Origin of the sequence: Kribbella sp. NPDC051770 (assembly GCF_040681455.1) — a bacterium.
GTDB lineage: Bacteria > Actinomycetota > Actinomycetes > Propionibacteriales > Kribbellaceae > Kribbella.
Genome location: NZ_JBFAYT010000001.1, coordinates 184,877 through 207,550 on the forward strand (window position 1 = coordinate 184,877; position 22,674 = coordinate 207,550).

Here is a 22,674-nt window from a genome sequence, read left to right on the forward strand (position 1 = left end):
CCAATCGGCGTGCTACTTTGGACCCATCAGTCCAATCACTAGCGAAGGAGCAGCTGCCATGCGTCTGGCAGACAAGACCGCCCTGGTCACCGGGGCCACCAGCAACATCGGCCGCGCGATCGCGGTCGCGTACGGCGCGGAGGGCGCGCACGTGGTCGTCACCGGCCGCAACGCCGAGCGCGGTGAGGCGGTCGTCGCCGAGATCCGCGCCGCCGGCGGCAAGGCGGACTTCGTCGCCGCCGACCTCGACGGCTCGCCCGCCGCGGCCCAGCAGCTGGCGGAGCAGGCGACCGCCGTACTGGGCGGCCGGATCGACATCCTGGTCAACAACGCCGGCGCGCTCGACGGCACCGGCACGACCAGCATCGACGAGGCCGCGTTCGACACCGTCTACGCGGTGAACGTGAAGGCGCCGTTCTTCCTGACCGCCGCGATCGCTCCCGCGATGGCCGCCGCGGGCGGCGGCACGATCGTCAACCTGGGCTCGTGGGTGGCCCGGCTCGGCGTCAGCGGCGGTACGGCGTACGCGGCCTCGAAGGGGGCGCTGGAGACGCTCACCCGCGCCTGGTCGGCGGAGTTCGGGCCGTCCGGCGTACGGGTGAACGCGATCTCGCCCGGCGTCGTGCACACGATGACCGACCACCCGGCGGCCGGAATGATGACCGGTACGCCGGGTGGTGACATCGGCCGTCCCACCGACATCGCGCAGGCCGCCGTGTTCCTGGCCAGCGACGATGCCCGGTTCATCCACGCGACCACGCTGGACGTGGACGGCGGACGGATGGGAGTGGCGGTGATCGCCGGCTAGAAGGCCGCGGCCACTGGGATCACGTCGGCGCCGATGCGCTCCAAGCCGTCGAGCTTCTGCACCTCCGGGACGAACCCGAGGGCGGCGTCGACGCCCAGGCCGTGCAACCTGCCGAGCTCGTCGATCAGCTGCTGCGTCTTCTCGCCCTTCTCGCCGGTGTCCAGCGGCTGGTACACGGTCTTGGTGATCTCGTCGTAGTCGCGGCCGACCGTCTCGCAGTGCTTCCGCAGTACGTCGAGCTTGTGCTCCAGCTCCGGGGTGTTGAACAGGTTGCAGGCGTCGGCGTACTGCGCGACGAGCCGGAGCGTCTTCTTCTCACCGCCCCCGCCGATCATCAGCGGCGGATGCGGCTTGCTGAGCGCCTGCGGCGAGTTCAGCAGCCGGGTGGCCTGGTAGTGCTTGCCCTCGAACCCGCCCTCGTCGTCCGACCACATCTGGAGCACGATCTTGACCGTCTCCTCCAGCCGCTCGAACCGCTCGGCCAGCGGGGGGAAGGGGAAGCCGAGCCCGCGGGACTCCTCCTCGTTCCAGCCCGCGCCGAGGCCGAGGATCGCGCGGCCGCCGGACAGGACGTCCAGCGTGGTCACCGCCTTCGCGAGCAACCCCGGCTGGCGGTAGTGCACGCCGGTGATGACCGTCAGCAGCTTGGCGCGCTCGGTGTGCGCGGCCAGGAACCCGAGCGCGGTGTACGCCTCGAGCATGTCGTTCTCGGCGGGACCGACGCCGCCGATCTGGAAGAAGTGGTCCATCAACGCGAGGTACCGGAAGCCGGCCTGGTCCGCGGTCCGGGCGACCGCCGCGAGCTCCGGGCCGAGTGCGCTGGGCCCGTTGGGCCAGGTGAAGTCGGGAATCTGCAGACCGATGTCCATCGAAGCTCTCCTCTTTGTTGCCGTCTGCCAGACAGTCAACAGCCGTCGCACCGGTCTGCTTCCCGTTTCGGGAGAACTACTGTGCGTCACCGAGAGGGGGGCTTGGACTCGGGTGGGTGGTGGCTGATGTGATCGGGGCATGACGACTCAGCGGATCGCGCTCATTCCCGGGGACGGTATCGGCCGGGAGGTGGTGCCGGCGGCGGTTGCGGTGCTGGAGGCGGTGGGGCGGCGGCACGGGGTGGGGTTCTCGTACGACGAGTTCGACTGGTCGTGCGAGCGGTACCTGAGCGAGGGTGCGATGATGCCGGCGGACGGGCTGGACCTGGTCCGGGGGCACGACGCGATCTTTCTCGGGGCGGTGGGGGCGCCCGGCGTACCGGATCATGTGTCGCTGTGGGGGTTGCTGATCCCGATCCGGCGATCGTTTCAGCAGTACGTGAATCTGCGGCCGATCCGGGTGTTCGAGGGGTTGGACAGTCCGGTGCGGGCGGCTGCCGCGGGGGCGGTGGATCTGGTCGTCGTGCGGGAGAACGTGGAGGGTGAGTACAGCGAGATCGGTGGGCGGATGGGGCGGGGGTTCGCGGACGAGCTGGCGGTGCAGCAGGCGGTGTTCACGCGGGCGGGGGTGACGCGGTTGGTGGACTACGGGTTGTCGCTGGCCGAGGGGCGGCGTTCGTTCGGGTCGGTGTCGCCTCCTGCTCGGACCGGTCGTTTGACCTCGGCAACCAAGTCGAACGGGATCGTGCACACGATGCCGTTCTGGGACGAGATCGTTGCCGAGCGCACCGCGCTGCACCCGGCGGTGCGCTGGGACCAGGAGCACATCGATGCCCTCAGCGCCAAGCTCGTCCTCGACCCGGCGCGGTTCGACGTGATCGTTGCCTCGAACCTGTTCGGCGACATCCTCAGCGACCTCGCCGCAGCCGTTGCCGGCGGCATCGGCATCGCCCCGGCCGCGAACCTGAACCCGCCCCGGGAGTTCCCGTCGATGTTCGAGCCCGTGCACGGCTCGGCGCCGGACATCGCCGGGCGCGGGATCGCGAACCCGATCGGCGCGATCTGGACGGCGGCGATGATGCTCGACCATCTCGGGCACGTCGAGGCGGCGGCGGAGGTGGAGAGCGCGATCGCCGGCGTACTGGCTGCTCGGGAGGTCCGAACGCCTGACCTCGGCGGCACGGCGACGACGACTACGTTCACCCAGGCCGTGCTCGACCAGCTGGGGACGCGGTGAAGCTCGACGGGTTCTCGTACCGGCAAATCGATGCCGAGGGCATCGAGATCAACTGCGCGGTCGGCGGCAGCGGGCCACCGGTGCTGCTGCTCCACGGGTATCCACAGACGCACCTGATCTGGCACCGGGTCGCGCCGGTGCTCGCTCGTTCGCACACCGTTGTCGCGACCGACCTGCGCGGGTACGGCGACAGCGCGAAGCCTGTCAGCGCTCCCGACCACGCGCCGTACAGCAAGCGGGCGATGGCTCGCGACCAGCTGCTCGTGATGCGATCGCTCGGCTTCGAGCGCTTCGCGGTGGTCGGTCACGACCGCGGTGGTCGCGTCGGGCATCGGCTCGCGCTGGACCATCCTGGCGAGGTCGATCGGCTCGCCGTGCTCGACATCGTGCCGACCCGTCACACCTTCGAGCACGCCGACGCGGCGTTCGCCCAGGGCTACTACCACTGGTTCTTCCTGACCGCCGGGAACGGGATTCCGGAACGGTTGATCGGCGGCGACCCGGAGTTCTGGATCCGGGCCCGGATGGAGGCGCGGCACCACGGCGGGACCGCGTTCGATCCGGCGGCGATGCGGGAGTACGTGCGGTGCTTCTCGTCTCCTGACGCGATCCACGCGAGCTGCGAGGACTACCGCGCCGCGGCAACGATCGACCTGGTGCACGACGACACGTCGTACGGGACGCCGGTCGGGTGCCCGGTGCTGGCGCTGTGGGGCAGCAACAGCTTCGTCGGGCGCACGTACGACGTACTGGATGCTTGGGGCAACTACGCGACCGATGTCAGAGGCAACGGGCTGCCGTCCGACCACTACCTGCCCGAGGAGGCCCCGGCGGAGACCGCCGAGGCTCTGCTCGCGTTCCTCAGGGAGCGATCTCCAGCGACGTGATGACGTCGCCTTCGAGGGTGAAGCGGTAGATCAGGTCGACCTCGCCGCCGGGGAAGTTGCCCTCCAGGTGGTGGGTGAGGACCCAGTGCTTGTCGTCGAGCTGCTCGGCGTGGGTGAGCTCCTGGGTGTAGGTGAACTCGCTCGCCGCGGTCTCGCGCCAGTGCCGGATCTCGTCGTGGCCGGTGTAGGTGTTGCCGTCGTCGAGCACGGTCGCGTCCTCGGCGAACGCGGGCAGCAGGTCGTGGAAGTTCGCCTTGCGCCCCGGCTGCGACTCGCGCAGGTACGCCGTGATCGCGGGCGGCAGGTGCTTGGCCGTCTCGGCGACGGTCGGGTCGGGCGGGGTGGGGATGGTCATCAGGCCTCCGTGCTCAGGGTGAAGGTGGCGCGGCCGAACGACCGGCCGTTGATCTGGAGCTCCAGCGCGTGCTCGCCGGCGTAGTACCGGCGGGTGGAGATCGGCTTGAACGAGTGCCGCTTGGCGAGCGTGACGGACTCGCCGGGCGCGAGGGTGCGGGTGGTCAGCTTGAACACCTTCGGGGCGAGCGTGCCGTTCGCCTTCACGTGGTGCACGACGTAGTCGATCGCGAGCCGGACGTCGTCGGGCCCGTCGTTGCGCGCGTCGAAGCTGAACCCGAGGGTGTCGCCGACGGCGACGCCGTCGACGGAGAGCACCGGGCCTTCGACGCTCAACGCATGGGGCGGTTCGTACCCGAGCAACACGAGTGCCGCGGGGTCACCGGCCTTGATGAGCGTGCGCAGCGCGTGCCGGACGAGCTGGGGTGTCGTCTCCGTGGGCTTCGCGAGCCAGCCGGTGGCGATCTCGACCGCCAGGGCTGGATCCACCCGACTGACATCGTTCAGGTGATTGGCGACCGATCGGCGGACGTACTGCGACTCATCGGTGCGCAGCGCGTCGAGGATGCCGCGAGTGACCGCGGGGTCGGCGAGGATCGCCCGAACCTGCTTGGCCCACGGCAACCGAGGGCGGGTGCCTTCGCTGGCCAGGCGGCGTACGTGCTCGTCGGGGTGAGTCGTCCAGGTGCTGACGACCGCCAGAGTGCGCTGCAGGTCAGCCGCCAGAAACGTGCGGAGCGCGAACTCACCGGTCAAGCGAGACGTGAGCAGCGCGAGCAGCTCGAGCCCGCGCTCAAAGTCACCATCTGTAGCCCGCACAGCAACTGCTTCTGTCACTGGCCAGATCATCCAGCCGGTGAAGTCCGGACGGGCGAGCGCTGCTCGAAACAGGTCGTCGACAGGAGTGAAACCTGCCGGTAGATCCGTCAGTAAAGCGTCTCTGACCAGGCGGCCTCGGTCACTGAAGGCCAGGTCCTCGAGCTGACCCGGCGCTGCCTTGAGGGCGGTGAACGTCAGCTCGGGAGCCAGCTCGGACAGGATCCGGCCCAGTGTGACAACCGACTGTGTACTCAGCATTTCCTCGGCCGTTGGCACTGGCCTCCCCCTCGCGTCGCAGACTTACTTCTAATTTAGCAGTCACGCATCGGTGCTGTGCGCCAGGGTCTTGCCCGGCTCCAACTCGTCGAGCCGCTGGCGCAGCGTCGTGATGACCTGAGCGTAGGAATCGCTCCCCAGCAGCAACCGCTTCACCACCGTCTCCGCGTCCGCGGCATCGATGATCGCCCGCGCCACCTTCGCCGGATCCCCCACCGGCAGCTCCCCCGCGCCGGCCCGCCCGCGGATGTACCCGACCACCGTCTCCTCGTACGCCGGCAGCGCGCTCGCGAACGCCATGCTGCGGCCGGTGAACTCCGTCCGCGACCCACCCGGCTCGACCAGCGTGACCCCGATCCCGAACGGCGCGATCTCCGGGATCACGGACTCGTAGAACCCCTCGATCGCCCACTTCGTCGCGTGGTAGACGCTCAGCGCCGGCACCGACACGTGCGCTCCCATGCTCGACAGCTGCATGATCCGCCCGCCGCCCTGCGCCCGCAGGTGCGGGATGACCGCCCGCGCGAGCTGGATCGAGGCGAGCAGATTGGTGTCGAGCTGCCGCTCGACCTCGGCGTCGGAGTACTCCTCGGCCGCTCCGAGCAGCGCGTAGCCGGCGTTCGAGACGACGACGTCGATCCGCCCGAGCTCGGCGAACGCGGCGTCGACTGTCGCCCGGAGCGCAACGGTGTCGGTCACGTCCAACGTCGCCGTCCACGACTGCTCGCCGTACTGCTCCTGCAGCCCAGCAATCGCCTCGGGCCGCCGAACCGTGACGGCCACCCGATCGTCCCGCGCCAGCAACTGCTCAGCCAACTGCCGCCCGAACCCGGACGACGCACCCGTGATGAACCAGGTCTTGGTCACGTCAACCTCCTACTGAGTGTCTAAAGTGGGACTCAGTACCAGAATGTACACTAGGGCGCATGACAGGACTTCGGGATCGCGCCCGGCGGGCAGTCCGCGCAGAGGTCGCCGGCGTCGGCTTCACCCTCTTCGCCGAACACGGCTTCGACCAGGTGACCGCCGACCAGATCGCCGCCGCCGCAGGCATGTCGCGGACGAGCTTCTTCCGCTACTTCCCGACCAAGGAGGACGTCGTCCTGGGTCACCTGGAGGAGATGGGCGAGCAGTTGACGGCCGCCCTGGCAGCCCGGCCGGCCGACGAGGGCGCTTGGGTGGCGCTGGAGCAGGCGTTCTTCGACCAGTTCGGCGAGACCCTGGAAGACCCGGACCGAGCCCTTCGGCTGGCGAGGATGATGCAGGACACGCCGTCACTGCGGGCGCGGCACCTGGAGAAGCAACAGAACTGGCAGGACCTTCTGACTCCTGAGGTCGCGCGCCGGCTTCGCATCACCGATACGCCTACCGATCCCCGCCCGCGAGCAGTAGCCGGCGCCGCGCTGGCGTGCTTGGACGCCGCCAACCAGGCATGGACGAACTCCAACGGCACAAAGGACATGCGAGAACTGATCACCCAGGCGATGTCAGTGCTCTGAGCGCCCGAGGATAGGGGCGGCGCAGCGGGTGGGATTGACGGGCGGACAGTGGGGCCGTCCGGCTGGGCGGCAGCGGGCGGGAACTAGGCTGCTCGGTCATGGAGATCTTGGTGATCGGGATCGGGGCCGGGGATCCGGAGTACCTGACTGTGCAGGGGGTTCGGGCGATTGAGCGGGCCGATGTGTTCTTCGTGCTCGACAAGGGGGAAGTGAAGCAGGAGCTTGTCGAGCTGCGGACCGAGATCCTCGAGCGGTACGCGCCGGGGGCGAAGGTTGTGGTGGGGCGGGATCCGGAGCGGGATCGGGGTAGTTCGGCGTACGTGGAGTCGGTGGACGACTGGCGGCGTCGGCGGGGGGATGTTTGTGCGGGGATGATCGCTCGGGAGCTCGAACCCGATCAGGTGGGGGCGTTCCTGGTGTGGGGCGATCCCTCGCTCTACGACAGCACGTTGGCGATTCTCGACGACTTGCTGGAGCGAGGGGAGCTGGAGTTCGGGATCGAGGTGATTCCTGGGATCAGCAGCGTTTCGGCGCTCGCCGCGAAGCATCGGGTGGGGCTCAACCAGGTCGGGAAGCCGATTCAGGTGACGACCGGGCGGCGGTTGGAGGAGAACTGGCCCGACGGGGTGGACGACGTCGTGGTGATGCTGGATGCACGGACGGCATTCACGGCGCACACGGATCAGGACGCGGACATCTACTGGGGTGCCTACCTGGGGACGCCGGACGAGTTGCTGGTGGCCGGGAAGTTGTCCGAGGTGGCCGGGGAGATCGAGCAGGTGCGGGCCGAGGCGCGGGAGCGGAAGGGCTGGATCATGGACACCTACCTACTCCGCCGCAACCACCGATAGATACAGAGAGTTACCTACCGATCACCCATAGATATGGAGAGAGATTTCATATAGCTTCGGTCCTGTCCCACCGCCCCCAACGGGCCGTGCCCCGCCCCTACCCGGCACGGTCGAGGACAGGAGTACCACCATGAAAACTCCACGATTCGTGCGCGCGCTGCCGGTCCTGGTAGCGCTCGGAGCGGCGATCTCGATGGTGCTGACGGCACCCGCCGACGCGCGAGAACAGGCGCCGGACGGCGTCCAGGCCTTCCCGGTCAGCGAGTCGCAGTTCAACCAGATGTTCCCGAGCCGGAACCCCTTCTACACCTACTCCGGGCTGGTCGCCGCGCTCGGCGCCTACCCGGGGTTCGCCAACACCGGCGACGACACCACCAAGAAACGTGAGGCGGCCGCCTTCCTGGCCAACGTCAACCACGAGACCGGTGGACTGGTCTACATCAAGGAGATCAACGAGGCGAACTACCCGCACTACTGCGACTGGGGTCAGCCGTACGGCTGCCCGGCCGGGCAGGCGGCGTACTACGGGCGTGGCCCGATCCAACTGAGCTGGAACTTCAACTACAAGGCGGCCGGCGATGCCCTCGGCATCGACCTGCTCGGGAACCCCTGGCAGGTCGAGCAGAACTCGGCGATCGCCTGGAAGACCGGACTCTGGTACTGGAACACCCAGACCGGTCCGGGCACGATGACGCCGCACAACGCGATGGTGAACGGCGCCGGCTTCGGCGAGACGATCCGGAGCATCAACGGGTCGATCGAGTGCAACGGCGGCAACCCGGGTCAGGTGCAGAGCCGGGTCGACGCGTACCAGCGGTTCACGGCGATGCTCGGCACGTCGCCCGGCGGGAACCTGTACTGCTAGTTCGACCAAAGGTGTAGTGCGCCTGGCCGTCCGGCCGAAGCGGGAACCATCCGCGAACGCCGAGGCTGCTGGGTATGAGCAGACGATTCAGCAAGAGCAAGGGAGTGCGGCTGGCGCTGGCCCTGGTGCTGGTGCCGGCCGCACTCGCGACCGGTACGGCGAACGCCGGTACGGCGAGCACCGGTACGGCGCGGCCGGCCGCCACCGACACCGGCGCCCCCGCCGACCCCGTCGTACGCACCGACGCCGGCCTACTGCGCGGCACTGTCTCCGGCGACACCCGCGTCTTCAACGGCGTCCCGTACGCCGCCCCGCCGGTCAAATCCCTCCGCTGGAAGGCGCCGCAGCCCGCCAAGCCCTGGCAAGGCATCCGCGACGCCAAGCAGCTCTCCAGCGCCTGCCCCCAGCAGGACAACCCCGAGGCCCCCGGCGGCTCCACCAACGAGGACTGCCTCTACCTGAACGTCACCACCCCGGCCAAGCAGTCCAGCAAGCCGCGCGCAGTAGTGGTGTGGATTCCCGGCGGCGGCTTCTTCTCCGGCGCCGGCAACAGCTACGGCGCAAGCAAGCTGGCCGCCCGTGGCGACGTCGTGGTGGTCACCGTCAACTACCGGCTGGGCATCTTCGGTTTCTTCGGCTACCCGGGCCTCAGCGGCTCCGGCACGTACGGCATCCAGGACCAGCAGGCGGCACTCCGCTGGGTGCAGCGGAACGCCCGCAGCTTCGGTGGCGACCCCAGAAACGTCACGGTGGCAGGCGAATCCGCAGGAGGCATGAGCGTCTGCGCCCAGCTCACCTCACCGACTTCGACCGGCCTGTTCGCCAAGGCGGTCATGCAGAGCGGCTCCTGCGCGTTCAACTGGCCCGACAACGGCCAGTACCCCGGCCAGGCTGCGGACTCCCCGTGGGTACCGGAGAGCCGAGTGCGGCAGACAGGTGTCGAGTGGGCCGCGGACACCAAGGACAAGCTGCAGTGCAAGCCCGGCCAGGCGATGCTGGCCTGTCTGCGAGCAGCTGACCCCGCCGTACTCACTGAGGGCACGCTGCAGTTCACCCAGCCGGCGTACGGCGGTACGGCGGTGCTGCCGTTCAGTCCGGCGAAGGCGATGAAGGCCGGGCTGTTCCACCGGGTGCCGGTGCTGTCCGGCAACAACCACGACGAGGCGACGGCCTGGCTGGCGGCGTTCGGCGACCTGACGGACGCGGACTACCCGCGGCTGGTGACGGACATGGTCGGCGCGAAGCAGGCGCCCGCCGTACTGCGTGAGTACCCGTTGAAGAACTACGCGTCGGCAGCAGAGGCGTGGGCGACGGTGACGACGGACCGGATCTGGTCCTGCACCCAGGTAGCCACCGACCAGCAAGCGGCGCGCAGGGTGCCGGTGTACGCGTACGAGTTCGCCGACAAGCACTCGCCGATCTCGCAGCCCGGCCAGGGTGCAGCACACGCGGTGGAGCTCCCCTACCTGTTCAGCCTCGGTGGCTGGGACGCACCGCTCACCCCGACCCAGCAGCGGCTGTCGGAGCAGATGATCGACTACTGGACAGCCTTCGCCCGCACCGGCAACCCCAACGGCCCGGACCGCCCGCACTGGGCTCCGGTCAACGAGAGCAACGTCAAGGGCCTCTCACTGGCCCCCACCGACCAGGGCGGCATCCAGCGCGTCAGCCTGACCGACGAGCACCACTGCGACTTCTGGAACTAGTCAGATCGGTCAGCCGGGAGCCCGCGCATCAGGGCTTCCGGTTGATCAGCGGGCGGCTGATCGCCGGGGTGAGGAAGAGCAGGAAGAGCGCCCAGAAGTTGACGCCGGGGACGAGCGCGGCCAGGACGAAGGCGGTCGCGAACAGGCCGGCGGTGACGAGCGAGTTGATCACCTCGCCGCGCGTGACGGGGTTGTCGGGGTTCTCGATCTCGGGATGCCGGCGGATCAGCAGGACCAGGACGGTCTGGCAGAGGCTGAGGACCAGGATGGTGCCGATGTAGAAGCCGGCCGTGAACCGGTCGGCCGGGTAGGTGCCGATGATCTCGGTCGGGAACGGCAGCAGGACGATCACCAGCAGCCAGATCAGGTTCACCTGGATCAGGCGCGTCGTGTACTGCCGGACGTGCTCGAAGACCCGGTGGTGGACCAGCCAGAACCTGGCGATCACCACGAAGCTCAGCAGGAACGTCCAGAACTGGGCGCGGTGCTCGGTGAACACCTCGGTGGCCGACAGCCCCTCGGTCTTGGACTCGGCCACCACGTCGACCAGCGGCAGGACGAGCAGGGTGACGGCGATCGCGACGACGGCGTCGGTGAAGAGCACCAGCCGGTCGGGGTTTCTGGACATGCTCACGAGCGACCACGGTAGTGGACCGAGGGTCGGTACGCCGGACGGCACCAGCACGGCGGGAAACCGCCAGCGTTGCCGCCGGCAACCGGGTGGACTGGGTGCCATGTCGCCTCAGGTGCTCGTCCGTACGCCGGTGGTCCGGTGGCTCGGGGTCGTCGCGGTGACGCTCGGGATCTTCTCGATCGTCACCGCGGAGATCCTCCCGATCGGGTTGCTGACCCCGATCGGCGCGGATTTCGGGCTCTCCCCCGGGCGCACCGGGTGGCTGATGACGGCGCCTGGACTCGTCGCGGCCGTGGCCGCGCCGCTGGTGACCGTGACGACCAGCCGGGTGGACCGCCGGGTGATGCTCGGCGTGCTGATGGTGGTGCTCGCCGGGGCTGACCTGCTGGCGGCAGCAGCGACGGCGTACTGGCTGGAGCTTGTGGCGCGGGTGCTGGTCGGGCTGGTGATCGGTGGGTTCTGGTCGATCGGTGCGGGGCTGGCGCAGCGGCTGGTGCCTGAGCAGCAGGTCGGGCGGGCGACAGCGGTGATCTTCTCGGCGGTGCCGCTCGGGTCGGTGCTCGGTGTGCCAGTGGGGACGTTCCTCGGCGAGTACGGCGGGTGGCGGTTGCCGTTCGTGCTCCTGGCAGGGCTGAGCCTGCTGGTGCTGGTGGCGCTCATCCTGTTTGTACCGCCGCTGCCGGCGGAAGAGGTGACGCGTCCGGCGGTGCTGCTGGAGGTACTGCGGCTGCGGCAGACACAGGTGGGGTTGCTGGCGACCTGTCTGATCGTGGTGGCTCACTTCGGCACCTACACGTACGTGACGCCGTTCCTGCGCGAGGTGACCGGCGTACGACCGGAGCTGATCAGCACGCTGCTGCTGGTGTACGGCGCGGCCGGGCTGGTGGGGAACGGCATCGCTGGGCTCACCGCACAGCGCTGGTTGCGGCAGTCCTTCATGAGCGCGGCCGGGCTCGTAGCGCTCGCCACGCTCCTGCTGCCGCTCGTTGGCCGTACGACGCTGGGCGCAGCGGCGCTGCTGGTCATCTGGGGTGTCGGGTACGGCGCAGTGCCGGTCTGCTCGATGAGCTGGTTCGCGGCGGCGGCTCCACGGGCTCGGGAGGCGGCGACGGTGGTGTTCACGTCGTCATTCCAGGCGACGCTGTCGGCGGGGGCGCTGCTCGGTGGGGTGCTGGTCGACCGGACCTCGGTGGCGGCGGTGATGGTGTGCGGCGGGCTGACCGCTCTGGGCATGGTCGGGGTGCTGCTGAGGCGGTGACGCAGAACACAGCGGTACGGCGGGACGTAGCATCACCGCGTGGCCAGTGGTGGGAGGAGTCAGCCGGACCGGTGTCCTGGTGTGCTGTCGGTGCATCAGGCTGCTGACGGTGGGCTGGCTCGGGTGCGGCTGCCCGGTGGGGTGCTGACGCCGCCGCAGCTGCGGGTCCTCGCTGAGGCGTCGCGGGACCTGGGTGACGGGAATCTGGAGCTCACCTCGCGCGGGAACGTGCAGATCCGGGCGCTGCGGGCGCCGGAGGAGCTGTCCGATCGGCTGTACGACGCTGGGCTGCTCCCGTCGATCAGCCACGAGCGGGTGCGGAACATCCTCGCGTCGCCGCTGAGCGGGCTCGACGGGTCGTACGACGTACAGCCGCTGGTGGCGGAGCTGGATCGTGCGCTGTGTGCGTCGCCGCGGTTGGCTGGACTGCCGGGACGGTTCCTGTTCGCGCTGGACGACGGGCGCGGGGATCTGGCAGCGATCGAGGCTGATGCCGGGGTGCGGGTGGTTGGGGAGCAGTTGGCGTTGCTGCTGGCTGGGGCGGACACCGGTGTGCGGCTGGCGCCGCCGGAGGCTCCGGAGGCGCTGCTGCGGGTTGCTGAGGCGTTCCTGGAGGAGCGGGACGGCGAGTGGCGGTTGAGCGAGCTGGCGGACGGTGTGGAGAAGGTGCTGAGCCGACTGGGCTACAGCAGGTCTTCACAGCAGTTGGTGTCAGGACGTGAGCCTGTGCCGGCTGGGCTCTACGGGCCCGACCTGCTGGTGGCAACCGTCCCACTGGGGGTTCTGAAACAGGAGCAGGCTGCCGTGCTCGCTGAGGCGGACCAGCTGCGGGTCACACCGTGGCGGTCTGTTGTAGTGCTGAGTGGAGACGCCGAGAAGCTGCAGGAGCACGGACTGGTGATCGACGGCGACTCCCCCTGGAACAGAGTGACCGCCTGTGCCGGCAAGCCGGGCTGCGCGAAGGCGCTGGCCGACGTACGAGCTGACGCCCGGCGGATCACCCCGCTGATGCGAAAAGGCAGGCGCCAGGTGCACTGGTCCGGTTGTGAGCGGCGGTGTGGGCAGCCCGCGGGAGAGTTCGTGGACGTGCTCGCGGTGGCCGACGGGTACTCGGTGGACGGTTCACAGGCCGTCAGCGCCGAGCAGAGTGTGATGAGGATGCGGTGAGCCAGTACGAGTACGAGACCGACGGCGCCGAGATCTACCGGCGGTCGTTCGCGACGATCCGGAGCGAGGCCGCGCTCGGCGCCCTGCCGCCGGACGTCGCGCAGGTCGCGGTCCGGATGATCCACGCCTGCGGGATGACCGATCTCGTCCAGGACATCGGCTGGTCGACCGGCGTGGTCAAGGCCGCCAGAGAAGCACTCCGGCAAGGCGCGCCGATCTTCTGCGACGCGGCGATGGTCGCAGCAGGTGTGACGCGGCGCCGGCTGCCGAAGGACAACGAGGTGGTCTGCACGCTGAGCGACCCGTCGGTGGTGGAGCTGGCGAAGAGTCTAGGGACTACGCGGAGTGCGGCTGCGCTGGACCTTTGGGTTGACCGACTCGAAGGAGCTGTTGTTGCCGTGGGCAACGCTCCGACGGCGCTCTTCCGGCTGCTCGAGCTGATCCGCGACGGCGCCCCCAAGCCGGCCGCCGTCCTCGGCATCCCCGTCGGCTTCATCGGCGCGGCCGAGTCCAAGGACGCCCTCGCGGCCAACGACCTGGGGCTGGAGTACCTGGTCGTCCACGGGCGCCGGGGCGGCAGTGCGATCACCGCCGCCGCCATCAACGCGATCGCGAGCGAGGAAGAGTGACCGGACGGCTGTGGGGTGTCGGGCTCGGCCCGGGCGACCCCGAACTGGTGACGGTGAAGGCGGCGCGGCTGATCGGCGCGGCCGACGTGATCGCGTTCCACAGCGCGCGGCACGGGCGGAGCATCGCCCGCTCGGTCGCGGCGCCGTACCTGCGCGACGGGCAGGTCGAGGAGCACCTCGTCTACCCGTTGACCACGGAGACGACCGATCACCCGGGCGGCTACCAGGGCGCGATGGACGACTTCTACGCCGAGTGCGCCGCGCGGCTGGCCGCGCACCTGGACGCCGGGCGCGACGTCGTCGTACTGGCCGAGGGTGACCCGCTGTTCTACGGGTCGTACATGCACATGCACAAGCGGCTCGCGGACCGCTACGACTGCGAGGTCGTGCCGGGAGTGACGTCGGTGAGCGGGGCGGCCGCCGTACTGGGCCGGCCGTTGTGCGAGCGGGACGAGATCCTGACCGTGCTGCCGGGGACGCTGCCGCCGGACGTGCTCGCGGAGAAGCTGCGGGAGACCGACGCGGCGGCGGTGATGAAGCTCGGGCGGACGTTCGGCAACGTGCGGGAGGCGTTCGAGCTGGCCGGGCGCGCGGACGAGGCCTGGTACGTCGAGCGCGCGACGACAGATCAGCAGCGGACGGCCAAGCTGGCGGACGTGGATCCGAGTGAGGTGCCGTACTTCTCGCTCGCGTTGCTGCCGAGCCCGATCAACAACACCTTCACCGAGCCGGCAGAACGCAAGCAGGTGGAAGGTTCCGTGACGGTGGTCGGGCTCGGGCCAGCGGGGCCCGAGTGGATGACTCCCGAGGTCCGCGCCGCGCTGGCGAACGCCGACGACGTGATCGGCTACGGCCCGTACGTCGACCGCCTGCCCGACCGCGCGCGGCAGCGCAAGCACGGCTCCGACAACAAGGTCGAGTCCGAGCGCGCGGCCTTCGCCCTCGATCTGGCCCGCAAGGGCTCCCGGGTCGTGGTCGTGTCCTCCGGTGACCCGGGGGTGTTCGCGATGGCCAGCGCGGTCACCGAGGTCGCCGCCGAACCCGAGTACGCCGACCTCGCCGTCCACATCCTGCCCGGCATGACCGCCGCCCAGGCCGTCGCGAGCCGCGCGGGCGCGCCGCTCGGCCACGACTACTGCGTGCTGTCGCTGTCGGACCGCCTCAAGCCGTGGGACGTGATCGCGGCCCGCCTGACCGCCGCCGCGGCCGCGGACCTGGCGATCGCGATCTACAACCCGGCGTCCAAGTCGCGCACCTGGCAGGTCGCCGCGACCCGCGAGCTGCTGCTGGAGCACCGCGACCCCGGTACGCCGGTCGTCGTCGGCCGCGACGTCGGTGGCGCGCAGGAGTCCGTCACGATCACCACGCTCGGTGAGCTCGACCCGGCGACCGTCGACATGCGCTGCCTGCTGCTGATCGGTTCGTCGCAGACGCGATCCGTGGACCGTCCGGGTGGACCACTTGTGTTCACTCCGCGGCGCTACCCGACCGGCCCGAAAGCCCCCGTTAATTCTCCAGAACCGGGGGAATGAGGGTGACCACTCCGGGGTAGGCCCCTCTCACGAGGCGCCCCCTGGAGGAGATTGTCGTGGTTCAGCCGTACGAAGATCCCGGTCCGTTGAGCGACACCAGCACGCAGCGCTACGAGGAGGCGCGGGCGGCGGCGCACCGGGCGATGACGAGCGTCCGGCTGGTCCCCGACCAGCCGGAGACCGAGCGGCCGGCGTACCGGGGGTTCAAGGCGGGCGCGGCGTTCTTCGGCTGGCTGATCGCGTTGGCGATGACGGTCTTCCTGAGCCTGGTCGTCGCCGGGCTCGGCGGTCTGGCCGGCTACTTCCTCGACTACACCCTGACCGACGCGCGCGAGCACCCCACCGAGGTCGGGCTGGTCGGCGCGGTCGGGGTGCTCGTCGTGCTGACCCTCGCGTACTTCACCGGCGGGTACGTCGCCGGCCGGCTCGCGCGCTTCGACGGGAAGCGGCAGGGCTTCGGGGTCTGGCTGATCACCGTGCTCGTCGTCGTGCTGATCGCCGGGATCGGCGCCGCGCTGAACGTCTGGTACGACGCGGTCGACCGCCTCGACCGATCCGACCTGCCGCTGCGGATCGGGACGCTCGACTCCGATGTGCTCCTGTACGGCGCACTGGCGACCGCGGGTGCGGTGCTGCTCTGCACGCTGATCTTCGCGATCCTCGGCGGCCGCGCCGGGCGGCGGTTCCACGACAAGATCGACCGCGAACTGGTCTAGCCGCGACCGGCCGGGGCGTCGGGGCGCCCGGGAATCGGACGCAGCGCATGCACCGGCGTACGGAGGGTACGGGAGGTGCGAGACGGGGCCGTCCTTGTGAGGAGAACTGCCATGGTCCAGCACTACCGTGACGACACCGACAGCCGCGTCGGTCCGCCCGAGCAGCGGTTCACGCCCGACCGGACCGCGACCCAGCCGGTGGTCGAGGAAGGACCGGTCGACGAGCGCAAGCCGCTGCACCGGTCGAACATCAAGACGTCCAGCGCCGCCGAGGTCGACCCGGCGTACCGGGGGTTCAAGGGTGGCTCGGCGTTCTTCGGCTGGCTGATCGCGGTCGGCCTGATCGTGCTGCTGACCGGCATCGTCAGCGCGGTCGCGGCGGCGGTCGACTACGCGGTCACCATCGACCGCTCGATGCTCGACGAGCAGGCCGGCACGATCGGGATCGTGTCCGGGGCGCTGCTGGTCGTCGTGCTCGCGGTCGCCTACTACAACGGCGGGTACGTCGCCGGCCGGCTGGCCCGCTTCGACGGCGCCCGGCAGGGCTTCGGCGTCTGGGGCATCGGCGTGATCGTGACGCTGATCGTCGCCGGGATCGGCGCGCTGGCCGGTTCGCAGTACGACATGCTCGGGCGGGTCGACCTGCCGTCGGTCCCGATCGCCGAGGCGGATCTGACCACCGGCGGGATGATCCTCGGCGCGGCCGTGCTGGTCGTGACGCTGCTGGCCGCGGTGATCGGCGGCAAGGCCGGTCAGCGCTACCACCACCGGATCGACCACAGCTTCGACTGAGCTTCCCCCGAAATCTGATCTCCCCCTCCCCCCCGAAGCGGGGAAGCCGGACCCTCCCCCGGCTTCCCCGCTTCGCCTTTGTGCCGAACAAGCCGGATCACCCCGATCCGCTCTGCGGGATTCCATGGCCCACCTGTCTGCGAGCGCCCAGGATCGGTCCCATGTCAGTGCGACGAGCGGTGGTGATCGGCGGGACCAGCGGCATCGGTGCCGCCGCCGCTCTGCGGCTGGCCCGTGATGGGGCGGAAGTGGTCGCGGCCGGCCTCAATCCGGAAGCGGCTCCGGCGGAGCTTCGTCAGGTGGCGGAGCTCCGCGCGCTCGACCTGCGTTCGCCCACCGACCTCGAGGACCTGATCAAGCCGTACGACGAGCTGGACGTGCTGGTCAACGCCGCCGGGATCATCCGCCGCGGCGAGGAGCACCGGCCGGATGTCTTCGCCGAGGTGCTTGCGATCAACCTCACCGGCGCGATGCGCGCCGCCGAGGCCGCGCACGACGCGCTGGCGAGTACGAAGGGCTGTGTCGTCAACGTCGCCTCGATGCTCAGCTACTTCGGCGGGCCGCTCGTCCCGGCGTACAGCGCGAGCAAGGGCGGGATCGTGCAGCTCACTCGCTCGCTCGCGGTCGCCTGGGCGGCCGAAGGCATTCGCGTGAACGCCGTCGCGCCCGGGTGGATCGCCACCGATCTGACCGCCGCGCTGCAGGCGGACCCCGAAGCCTCCGGCCGCATCCTCGGCCGGACGCCGATGGCGCGTTGGGGTACGCCGGAGGAGGTGGCCGGCGTGATCGCGTTCCTCACCGGGCCGGACGCGGGGTTCGTCACCGGTGCCGTTCTGCCCGTCGACGGCGGCTACCTGAGCGCCTGAAGGAGACCAGATGAGCCAGATCCCGATCTCGTCCAGCGTCCCGCTGGAGATCGCCGTCCAGGCGGTGCCCGACGACGACCGCCTCTGGGTGCCGCAGGCGCCGGACGTCTGGTTCCGCCCGCTGATGCTGAACACGGTCACCGGCCAGTGGTGCAACCTGCTCAAGGTCACCCGGGCCGGCATCGTCTCCCGGCACCGGCACCCGAGCGCGGTGTTCGGCTACGTGATCAAGGGCAAGTGGCAGTACGACGAGCACGAGTGGGTGGCCGAGACCGGCTCGTTCGTCTACGAGCCGCCGGGCGAGATCCACACCCTGCGCGTCCCCGAGGACACCGGCGAGATGATCACCTTCTTCAACATCTCCGGCGCGATGATCTACGTCGACGACGACGGCCACCAGACCGGCTACGAGGACACCTTCACCAAGATCCAGCTCTGCCGCGACCACTACGCCGCGAACGGCCTCGGCGCCGACTACGTCGACCAGTTCATCCGCTAGGCGGACTCACGCACCACGAGCTCGGTCGGGAGGATGCGGGTTTCGCCTGCTTCGCCGCGGATCTGGCGGAGCAGGACGTCGACCAGGTCGTGCGCGACCAGCTCGAGCGGCTGGCGGATCGTAGTCAGCGGCGGGTCCGACTCGCGCGCGATCCGCGAGTCGTCGAACCCACCGACCGCCACATCCTCCGGGACACGCTTCCCCGCACGCCGCAGCTCGACCAGCGCCCCCGACGCGAGCAGGTCCGACGCGGCGAACACGGCGTCCACGTCAGGGCTCTTGGCCAGCAGCTCATGCATGGCCCGTACGCCGGCCTCGTGGCTGTAGTCCTCCACCGACACCACCAGCCGCTTCAGCGCCTTCCGCCCGAGCACGTCCTGGTAGCCCTGCAGCCGCTCCTGCCCACCGGCGATCTGCGGTGCGCTGATCATGCCGATCCGCTGGTGCCCCTGCTCCACCAGGTACCGCGTCATCTGCCGGGCGCCCTCGCGGTCGTCAGCAGCGACGTACGGCAGCACGTCCCCGCTGACCAGCGGCCGGCCACACACCACAGCCGGTACGCCGGCCCGGGCCAGCTCGGTGAGCAGCGGGTCGCCGGAGTGCGTGGAGATCAGCAGCACGCCGTCGACGTGCTCGCCGCGGACGTAGCGCAGGATGCGGTTGCGCTCGGCGTCGCTGGTCTCCAGCATCAGCACCAGGTTCATGTCCTGCTCGGCCAGCGCCTGCGTGCAGGAGCGCAGCAGCACGCTGAAGTTGGGGTCCTCGAACAGGCGCTCCTGCGGCTCCGACAGCACGAAGCCGATCGCGTTGGACCGCTTGGTGACCAGGCTGCGCGCGCTCTGGTTCACCGTGTAGCCGGTCTGCTCCATCGCCTGCTCGACAGCCGCCAGCGACGCGGCGCTGACGTAGTGCCCGCCGTTCAGCACCCGGGAGACGGTACCCCGGGAGACACCGGCCAGCTCGGCGACGTCGTCGATCGTCGGCCCGCGCCGCATCGCCCGCCGGGCCGCGCCCCGGGACTTGGGATGGACCTTGGGCGACTCCGCCTTGGTCCTGGATGACGTCACGTGTCCCACTCCTCGTTGTGCCCTGGCGCGGCCCCATCATCTCAGGCGGGCTGCCCGTTGCGAGTCACCGCCGGGGTACGGCGTCACGGTTCTGGCCGAGGCTCGAGGACGGTGGTTCGATCGCGGTGACCGTATCGATCACCGCGGTGAGCGCGGGAGTCCTCGGGCGGTCGCGGTGCAGGAAGAGGGCGACCTGGCGCTCGACGCCCGCGTCGTGGATCGGCACCAGGCGGACGCCGTCCAGGTTCGCGGTGGTCACCGCGAGCGCGTTGGTGACGCCGGTCCCGAGGCCGTGCCGGACCAGGGAGAGCAGTGTCTGGGGCTGGTTCGTGCGGTAGACGCTCGCGGGGCTGAGACCGGCCGACGCGAAGGCGAGGTGCGACTCGAACTGGCGCCCGCCCGAGGCTTCGCCGATCGAGATGAGCGGGAGCGCAGCCAGGTCGGCGAGGCCGACCGACGGCTGGGCGGCCAGCGGGTGGTTCGCGGCGAACACGGCGACCAGCGGCTCCCGCCAGAGCACCCGGTGCTCCAGCGACTCCGACGCGACCAGCGGGTGCACCGGACGGATCGCGAGGTCGATCTCGCCTTGGACGAGCGCGCGCTCCAGCTCGATGCTCGGTCCCTCGACCAGCAGCAGCCGAACATCCCGGATTCGTACGGCGACCTGCGGGAACAGCCACGCGGCCGCGCTCGGGTACGTCCCGAAGCGGACCTGGCCCTGCACGGTCGCCAGCTCACCCAGCCGGTGCAGGATCTCCTCGGCCGCGGGCAGCAGCGCGCGGCCCTCGGGCGTCAGCGCGACCGGGTGCGCGGACCGGTCGAACAGCTGCACGCCGAGCGCCTTCTCCAGCTCGGCGACGTGCTCGCTGATCCGCGACTGGCCGCGGAACACCGCCTTCGCGGCCGCCGAGAACCCACCGTTCCGGGCGACCGCGACGAAGCTGACCACCCAGTCCAGCCGGTAGCCGTACGCGGTTGTGAGATCCATGCAGTGAGGTTATCCGGGAAGACTCGCCCCGGACCGGGCGTTGCAGAGACTGTGGATACCCAAGTCGTGGTGATCGGGGCCGGCCAGGCCGGGCTGTCGGCGGCGTACCACCTGGTCCGGCTGGGCTTCACGCCGTACGACGAGGTGCTGGTGCTTGACCGCAACGACGCCCCCGGCGGCGCCTGGCAGCACCGCTGGGACTCGCTGACCATGGACGACGTGCACGGCATCGCGAACCTGCCCGGCGCCGACGTCCCGCCGGCGATCGGCGCCGAGCGCGCGAACGTGTTCGTACCGCGGTACTACGCCGACTACGAGCGGCGCTTCGCGCTGCCGGTCGTCCGGCCCGTCGCAGTCGCGAGCGTTCGGACGCAGGACGGCCGCTTCGAGCTCAGCACCGACGGCGACACCTACACGGCCGACGCGATCGTGAACGCGACCGGGACGTGGAACCGGCCGTTCGTCCCTTGGTACCCCGGCATCGAGACGTTCCGGGGCCGGCAGCTGCACACGGCGGACTACAGCGGCGCCGAGGAGTTCGCCGGGAAGCACGTGCTGGTGGTCGGCGGCGGCGCTTCGGCCGTTCAGCTGCTCGCGGAGATCTCCGAGGTCGCGACGACGACCTGGGTGACGCGGCGCGAGCCGGTCTGGCGCACCGACGAGGAGTTCGGTCCGGAGCTGGGCCGCAAGATCATCGCGAAGGTCGAGGAACGCGTCCGCGCCGGGCTGCCGCCGAAGAGCGTGGTCAGCGTGACCGGCCTGCAGCTGCGGCGGCAGGAGCAGGCGGCCGCCGACCGTGGCGTCTACACGCGGCTGCCGATGTTCTCGCGGGTGACGCCTGACGGCGTCGTGTGGGCGGACGGCCGCGAGGAGAAGGTCGACGCGATCCTGTGGGCGACCGGCTTCCGCGCCGACCTGGCGCACCTGGCGCCGCTGCACCTGCGCGAACCGTCCGGCGGGATCCGGATGGACGGCACGCACACGGTGCTCGACCCGCGCGTGCACCTGGTCGGCTACGGCCCGTCCGCGAGCACGATCGGCGGCAACCGCGCGGGCTTCGCCGCCGCTCGCGAGCTGCGAGATCTGCTGCACCCTAAGCAGGAACAGGTACTTGGGATTGCCACTGCTGGTGCCGCCGGACCGCCACGGGAATGAAACTGCCCGCAACCAAGAAAATAGTCGCTGTCAGCAACCACCCTGGCCAGCCCCAGCTCACCGCCACCACCGTGAGCACAGCCGGCGCGATCAGGTCCCCGAGCTGTGTCCCCATCGAGTAGGCCCCCTGGTACTGCCCCTGCCCACCAGGCGGCGCCAGCTCGAAGCTGATCCCCCAGCCACCGGCGGACTGCAGCATCTCCCCCAGTACGTGCACCAGCGCGGCCGCGACCAGTAGCGCGATCGTCACCGCACCAGAGGTGACGTCAGTGACAGCCAGCACCACACAAGCCAGCGCCAGCAGCAGCCCTGCCCGTCGACCGGCCCGCGCCGCACCGGCCAGGTGCTCGGTCCCCCGCGCGACCCGGAGCTGCAGCAGGATCACCGACGCCGCGTTGACCACCAGCAGCACCGAGATCAACCAGGCCGGCGCATCCGTTGCCGTCGCCACCCAGAGCGGGATGGCCACCTGCGCCATCGCGTTGTGCATGCTCAACAGCCCGTCGAGCGCCACGAACGCCAGGAACGGCCGGTCCTTCAGCGCCGTCATCCCCGACGGCCCGGCAGCCGACGGGACCGGAGCGACCCGCGCCATCCCCCACTGCACGAGCCCGGCCGTCACCAGGTACGTCGCAGCGTTGGCGAGCAGCGCGATCACGTACACCTCGCGCTGGTCCACCGCCAGCACGATCCCGGCCAGCGCCATCCCCACGCCCATGCCGATGTTGGTGGTGACCCGCAGCAGCGCCCGCGTCCGGACCCGCTGGTCGGACGGCACCAGCCCGGCGATCAGCGCGCCCTTCGCGCCGCGCTGCCCGGAGTCGGCGATCGCGGTCACGCCGACCACCGCGACGAAGAGCGCGAACGACCGGACCTGGGTGAGCGCGGTCATCGTGACGGCCTGCAGCAGCAGGAAGCCGACGTACGCGCGGTTCGGCCCGAGGCGGTCGGCGACGACGCCCAGCGGCGTACTGGCGATCAGGCCGACCAGTCCGGCGACGGTCAGGCCGAGGCCGACCTCGTGGACGGACAGACCGGCGGCGCGGGTCAGGTAGAGCGCGCCGACGGCGGCGTACACGCCGTTACCGAAGGTGTTGACCAGTGTGGCGACCACCAGCCGGCGGACCTCAGGCGGAAGGGAAGCAGTCATAGCAGCCAGCCAACAGCTCCAGCGGCCGGGCAGCTGGTGGATTGACGGGA

General features: G+C 70.1%; 24 protein-coding genes. 16 read left to right on the forward strand and 8 right to left on the reverse strand.

Features of this window, described 5'->3' with window-relative positions; genetic code table 11:
* The first annotated feature begins 58 nt into the window (after positions 1–58).
* Positions 59–808, forward strand: a complete 750-nt coding sequence (locus AB0M01_RS00885; protein ID WP_363664768.1) for an SDR family NAD(P)-dependent oxidoreductase — start codon at positions 59–61, stop codon at positions 806–808.
* On the opposite strand, the gene AB0M01_RS00890 is transcribed toward AB0M01_RS00885, so the two are convergent.
* Positions 805–1,677, reverse strand: coding sequence for an LLM class F420-dependent oxidoreductase (locus tag AB0M01_RS00890; protein ID WP_363664769.1), 873 nt, complete (start codon positions 1,675–1,677; stop codon positions 805–807). The genes AB0M01_RS00885 and AB0M01_RS00890 overlap by 4 nt on opposite strands.
* Positions 1,678–1,816: 139 nt before the next feature.
* On the opposite strand from AB0M01_RS00890, the gene AB0M01_RS00895 reads away from it, so the two are divergent.
* Positions 1,817–2,914, forward strand: coding sequence for a tartrate dehydrogenase (locus AB0M01_RS00895; protein WP_363664770.1), 1,098 nt, complete (start codon positions 1,817–1,819; stop codon positions 2,912–2,914).
* On the forward strand, positions 2,911–3,801 hold the full coding sequence (locus AB0M01_RS00900) for an alpha/beta hydrolase (protein WP_363664771.1): 891 nt from the start codon (positions 2,911–2,913) through the stop codon (positions 3,799–3,801). The genes AB0M01_RS00895 and AB0M01_RS00900 overlap by 4 nt, the downstream gene beginning before the upstream one ends.
* Here AB0M01_RS00900 and AB0M01_RS00905 read toward each other — a convergent pair.
* From AB0M01_RS00905 to AB0M01_RS00915, 3 genes are read right to left on the reverse strand one after another with little or no spacing between them, the layout of a single operon-like run.
* The gene (locus tag AB0M01_RS00905) at positions 3,776–4,156 is read right to left on the reverse strand and encodes a nuclear transport factor 2 family protein (RefSeq protein WP_363664772.1); all 381 of its coding nucleotides are present in this window, start codon (positions 4,154–4,156) and stop codon (positions 3,776–3,778) included. The genes AB0M01_RS00900 and AB0M01_RS00905 overlap by 26 nt on opposite strands.
* Positions 4,156–5,232 carry a DNA alkylation repair protein gene (locus AB0M01_RS00910; RefSeq protein ID WP_363664773.1) on the reverse strand — a complete coding sequence of 359 codons (1,077 nt, stop codon included), beginning with the start codon at positions 5,230–5,232 and terminating at the stop codon, positions 4,156–4,158. Before AB0M01_RS00910 ends, AB0M01_RS00905 begins: the two co-directional genes overlap by 1 nt.
* Positions 5,233–5,292: 60 nt before the next feature.
* Positions 5,293–6,117, reverse strand: a complete 825-nt coding sequence (locus AB0M01_RS00915; protein WP_363664774.1) for an SDR family oxidoreductase — start codon at positions 6,115–6,117, stop codon at positions 5,293–5,295.
* Positions 6,118–6,176: 59 nt separating this feature from the next.
* On the opposite strand from AB0M01_RS00915, the gene AB0M01_RS00920 reads away from it, so the two are divergent.
* From AB0M01_RS00920 to AB0M01_RS00935, 4 genes are all read left to right on the forward strand, one after another.
* Positions 6,177–6,749, forward strand: coding sequence for a TetR family transcriptional regulator (locus AB0M01_RS00920; RefSeq protein WP_363664775.1), 573 nt, complete (start codon positions 6,177–6,179; stop codon positions 6,747–6,749).
* A gap of 98 nt (positions 6,750–6,847) precedes the next feature.
* Positions 6,848–7,600 (forward strand): precorrin-6A synthase (deacetylating), encoded by a 753-nt coding sequence (gene cobF / locus AB0M01_RS00925; protein ID WP_363664776.1) that lies wholly within the window; start codon positions 6,848–6,850, stop codon positions 7,598–7,600.
* Positions 7,601–7,730: 130 nt separating this feature from the next.
* Positions 7,731–8,465, forward strand: a complete 735-nt coding sequence (locus AB0M01_RS00930) for a chitinase (RefSeq protein WP_363664777.1) — start codon at positions 7,731–7,733, stop codon at positions 8,463–8,465.
* Positions 8,466–8,539: 74 nt separating this feature from the next.
* Entirely contained in the window at positions 8,540–10,171 is a 1,632-nt protein-coding gene (locus AB0M01_RS00935) for a carboxylesterase family protein (protein ID WP_363664778.1), read from the forward strand.
* A gap of 28 nt (positions 10,172–10,199) precedes the next feature.
* Here the strand turns inward: AB0M01_RS00935 and AB0M01_RS00940 are convergent, their stop codons facing one another.
* A complete protein-coding gene (locus AB0M01_RS00940) occupies positions 10,200–10,799 on the reverse strand; it encodes a TMEM175 family protein (protein WP_363666176.1) in 600 nt (199 codons plus the stop codon).
* A gap of 106 nt (positions 10,800–10,905) precedes the next feature.
* Between AB0M01_RS00940 and AB0M01_RS00945 the strand changes: the two genes are divergently transcribed.
* From AB0M01_RS00945 to AB0M01_RS00980, 8 genes are all read left to right on the forward strand, one after another.
* Positions 10,906–12,063 (forward strand): MFS transporter, encoded by a 1,158-nt coding sequence (locus AB0M01_RS00945; RefSeq protein WP_363664779.1) that lies wholly within the window; start codon positions 10,906–10,908, stop codon positions 12,061–12,063.
* A 39-nt stretch (positions 12,064–12,102) separates the two neighbouring features.
* A complete protein-coding gene (gene cobG / locus AB0M01_RS00950) occupies positions 12,103–13,230 on the forward strand; it encodes a precorrin-3B synthase (RefSeq protein WP_363664780.1) in 1,128 nt (375 codons plus the stop codon).
* A complete protein-coding gene (locus AB0M01_RS00955; RefSeq protein WP_363664781.1) occupies positions 13,227–13,859 on the forward strand; it encodes a precorrin-8X methylmutase in 633 nt (210 codons plus the stop codon). Before cobG ends, AB0M01_RS00955 begins: the two co-directional genes overlap by 4 nt.
* Positions 13,856–15,391 (forward strand): precorrin-2 C(20)-methyltransferase, encoded by a 1,536-nt coding sequence (locus tag AB0M01_RS00960; protein ID WP_363664782.1) that lies wholly within the window; start codon positions 13,856–13,858, stop codon positions 15,389–15,391. The genes AB0M01_RS00955 and AB0M01_RS00960 overlap by 4 nt, the downstream gene beginning before the upstream one ends.
* Positions 15,392–15,447: 56 nt before the next feature.
* Complete coding sequence (locus AB0M01_RS00965) at positions 15,448–16,107, forward strand: hypothetical protein (RefSeq protein WP_363664783.1); 660 nt, start codon at positions 15,448–15,450, stop codon at positions 16,105–16,107.
* A 111-nt stretch (positions 16,108–16,218) separates the two neighbouring features.
* Positions 16,219–16,899 (forward strand): hypothetical protein, encoded by a 681-nt coding sequence (locus AB0M01_RS00970; RefSeq protein WP_363664784.1) that lies wholly within the window; start codon positions 16,219–16,221, stop codon positions 16,897–16,899.
* Positions 16,900–17,060: 161 nt separating this feature from the next.
* The gene (locus AB0M01_RS00975) at positions 17,061–17,765 is read left to right on the forward strand and encodes an SDR family oxidoreductase (RefSeq protein ID WP_363664785.1); all 705 of its coding nucleotides are present in this window, start codon (positions 17,061–17,063) and stop codon (positions 17,763–17,765) included.
* 10 nt (positions 17,766–17,775) lie between these two features.
* Positions 17,776–18,264 (forward strand): 2,4'-dihydroxyacetophenone dioxygenase family protein, encoded by a 489-nt coding sequence (locus AB0M01_RS00980; protein WP_363664786.1) that lies wholly within the window; start codon positions 17,776–17,778, stop codon positions 18,262–18,264.
* Here the strand turns inward: AB0M01_RS00980 and AB0M01_RS00985 are convergent.
* Positions 18,261–19,331 (reverse strand): LacI family DNA-binding transcriptional regulator, encoded by a 1,071-nt coding sequence (locus AB0M01_RS00985; RefSeq protein ID WP_363664787.1) that lies wholly within the window; start codon positions 19,329–19,331, stop codon positions 18,261–18,263. The two genes, AB0M01_RS00980 and AB0M01_RS00985, sit on opposite strands and share 4 nt — an antisense overlap.
* 64 nt (positions 19,332–19,395) lie before the next feature.
* Positions 19,396–20,319 carry a LysR family transcriptional regulator gene (locus AB0M01_RS00990; protein ID WP_363664788.1) on the reverse strand — a complete coding sequence of 308 codons (924 nt, stop codon included), beginning with the start codon at positions 20,317–20,319 and terminating at the stop codon, positions 19,396–19,398.
* 51 nt (positions 20,320–20,370) lie between these two features.
* On the opposite strand from AB0M01_RS00990, the gene AB0M01_RS00995 reads away from it, so the two are divergent.
* Positions 20,371–21,474 carry an FAD-dependent oxidoreductase gene (locus tag AB0M01_RS00995; protein WP_363664789.1) on the forward strand — a complete coding sequence of 368 codons (1,104 nt, stop codon included), beginning with the start codon at positions 20,371–20,373 and terminating at the stop codon, positions 21,472–21,474.
* On the opposite strand, the gene AB0M01_RS01000 is transcribed toward AB0M01_RS00995, so the two are convergent.
* Complete coding sequence (locus tag AB0M01_RS01000; protein ID WP_363664790.1) at positions 21,413–22,624, reverse strand: MFS transporter; 1,212 nt, start codon at positions 22,622–22,624, stop codon at positions 21,413–21,415. The two genes, AB0M01_RS00995 and AB0M01_RS01000, sit on opposite strands and share 62 nt — an antisense overlap.
* Between the last annotated feature and the right edge of the window lie 50 nt (positions 22,625–22,674).

Excerpts from the sequence above, each read along its gene's own strand:
- AB0M01_RS00885 (WP_363664768.1), top strand. The coding sequence starts at position 59 with ATGCGTCTGGCAGACAAGACCGCCCTGGTCACCGGGGCCACCAGCAAC.
- AB0M01_RS00890 (WP_363664769.1), bottom strand. The coding sequence starts at position 1,677 with ATGGACATCGGTCTGCAGATTCCCGACTTCACCTGGCCCAACGGGCCC.
- AB0M01_RS00895 (WP_363664770.1), top strand. The coding sequence starts at position 1,817 with ATGACGACTCAGCGGATCGCGCTCATTCCCGGGGACGGTATCGGCCGG.
- AB0M01_RS00905 (WP_363664772.1), bottom strand. The coding sequence starts at position 4,156 with ATGACCATCCCCACCCCGCCCGACCCGACCGTCGCCGAGACGGCCAAG.
- AB0M01_RS00910 (WP_363664773.1), bottom strand. The coding sequence starts at position 5,232 with ATGCTGAGTACACAGTCGGTTGTCACACTGGGCCGGATCCTGTCCGAG.
- AB0M01_RS00920 (WP_363664775.1), top strand. The coding sequence starts at position 6,177 with ATGACAGGACTTCGGGATCGCGCCCGGCGGGCAGTCCGCGCAGAGGTC.
- cobF (WP_363664776.1), top strand. The coding sequence starts at position 6,848 with ATGGAGATCTTGGTGATCGGGATCGGGGCCGGGGATCCGGAGTACCTG.
- AB0M01_RS00930 (WP_363664777.1), top strand. The coding sequence starts at position 7,731 with ATGAAAACTCCACGATTCGTGCGCGCGCTGCCGGTCCTGGTAGCGCTC.
- AB0M01_RS00935 (WP_363664778.1), top strand. The coding sequence starts at position 8,540 with ATGAGCAGACGATTCAGCAAGAGCAAGGGAGTGCGGCTGGCGCTGGCC.
- AB0M01_RS00940 (WP_363666176.1), bottom strand. The coding sequence starts at position 10,799 with ATGTCCAGAAACCCCGACCGGCTGGTGCTCTTCACCGACGCCGTCGTC.
- AB0M01_RS00945 (WP_363664779.1), top strand. The coding sequence starts at position 10,906 with ATGTCGCCTCAGGTGCTCGTCCGTACGCCGGTGGTCCGGTGGCTCGGG.
- AB0M01_RS00970 (WP_363664784.1), top strand. The coding sequence starts at position 16,219 with ATGGTCCAGCACTACCGTGACGACACCGACAGCCGCGTCGGTCCGCCC.
- AB0M01_RS00975 (WP_363664785.1), top strand. The coding sequence starts at position 17,061 with ATGTCAGTGCGACGAGCGGTGGTGATCGGCGGGACCAGCGGCATCGGT.
- AB0M01_RS00980 (WP_363664786.1), top strand. The coding sequence starts at position 17,776 with ATGAGCCAGATCCCGATCTCGTCCAGCGTCCCGCTGGAGATCGCCGTC.
- AB0M01_RS00990 (WP_363664788.1), bottom strand. The coding sequence starts at position 20,319 with ATGGATCTCACAACCGCGTACGGCTACCGGCTGGACTGGGTGGTCAGC.
- AB0M01_RS01000 (WP_363664790.1), bottom strand. The coding sequence starts at position 22,624 with ATGACTGCTTCCCTTCCGCCTGAGGTCCGCCGGCTGGTGGTCGCCACA.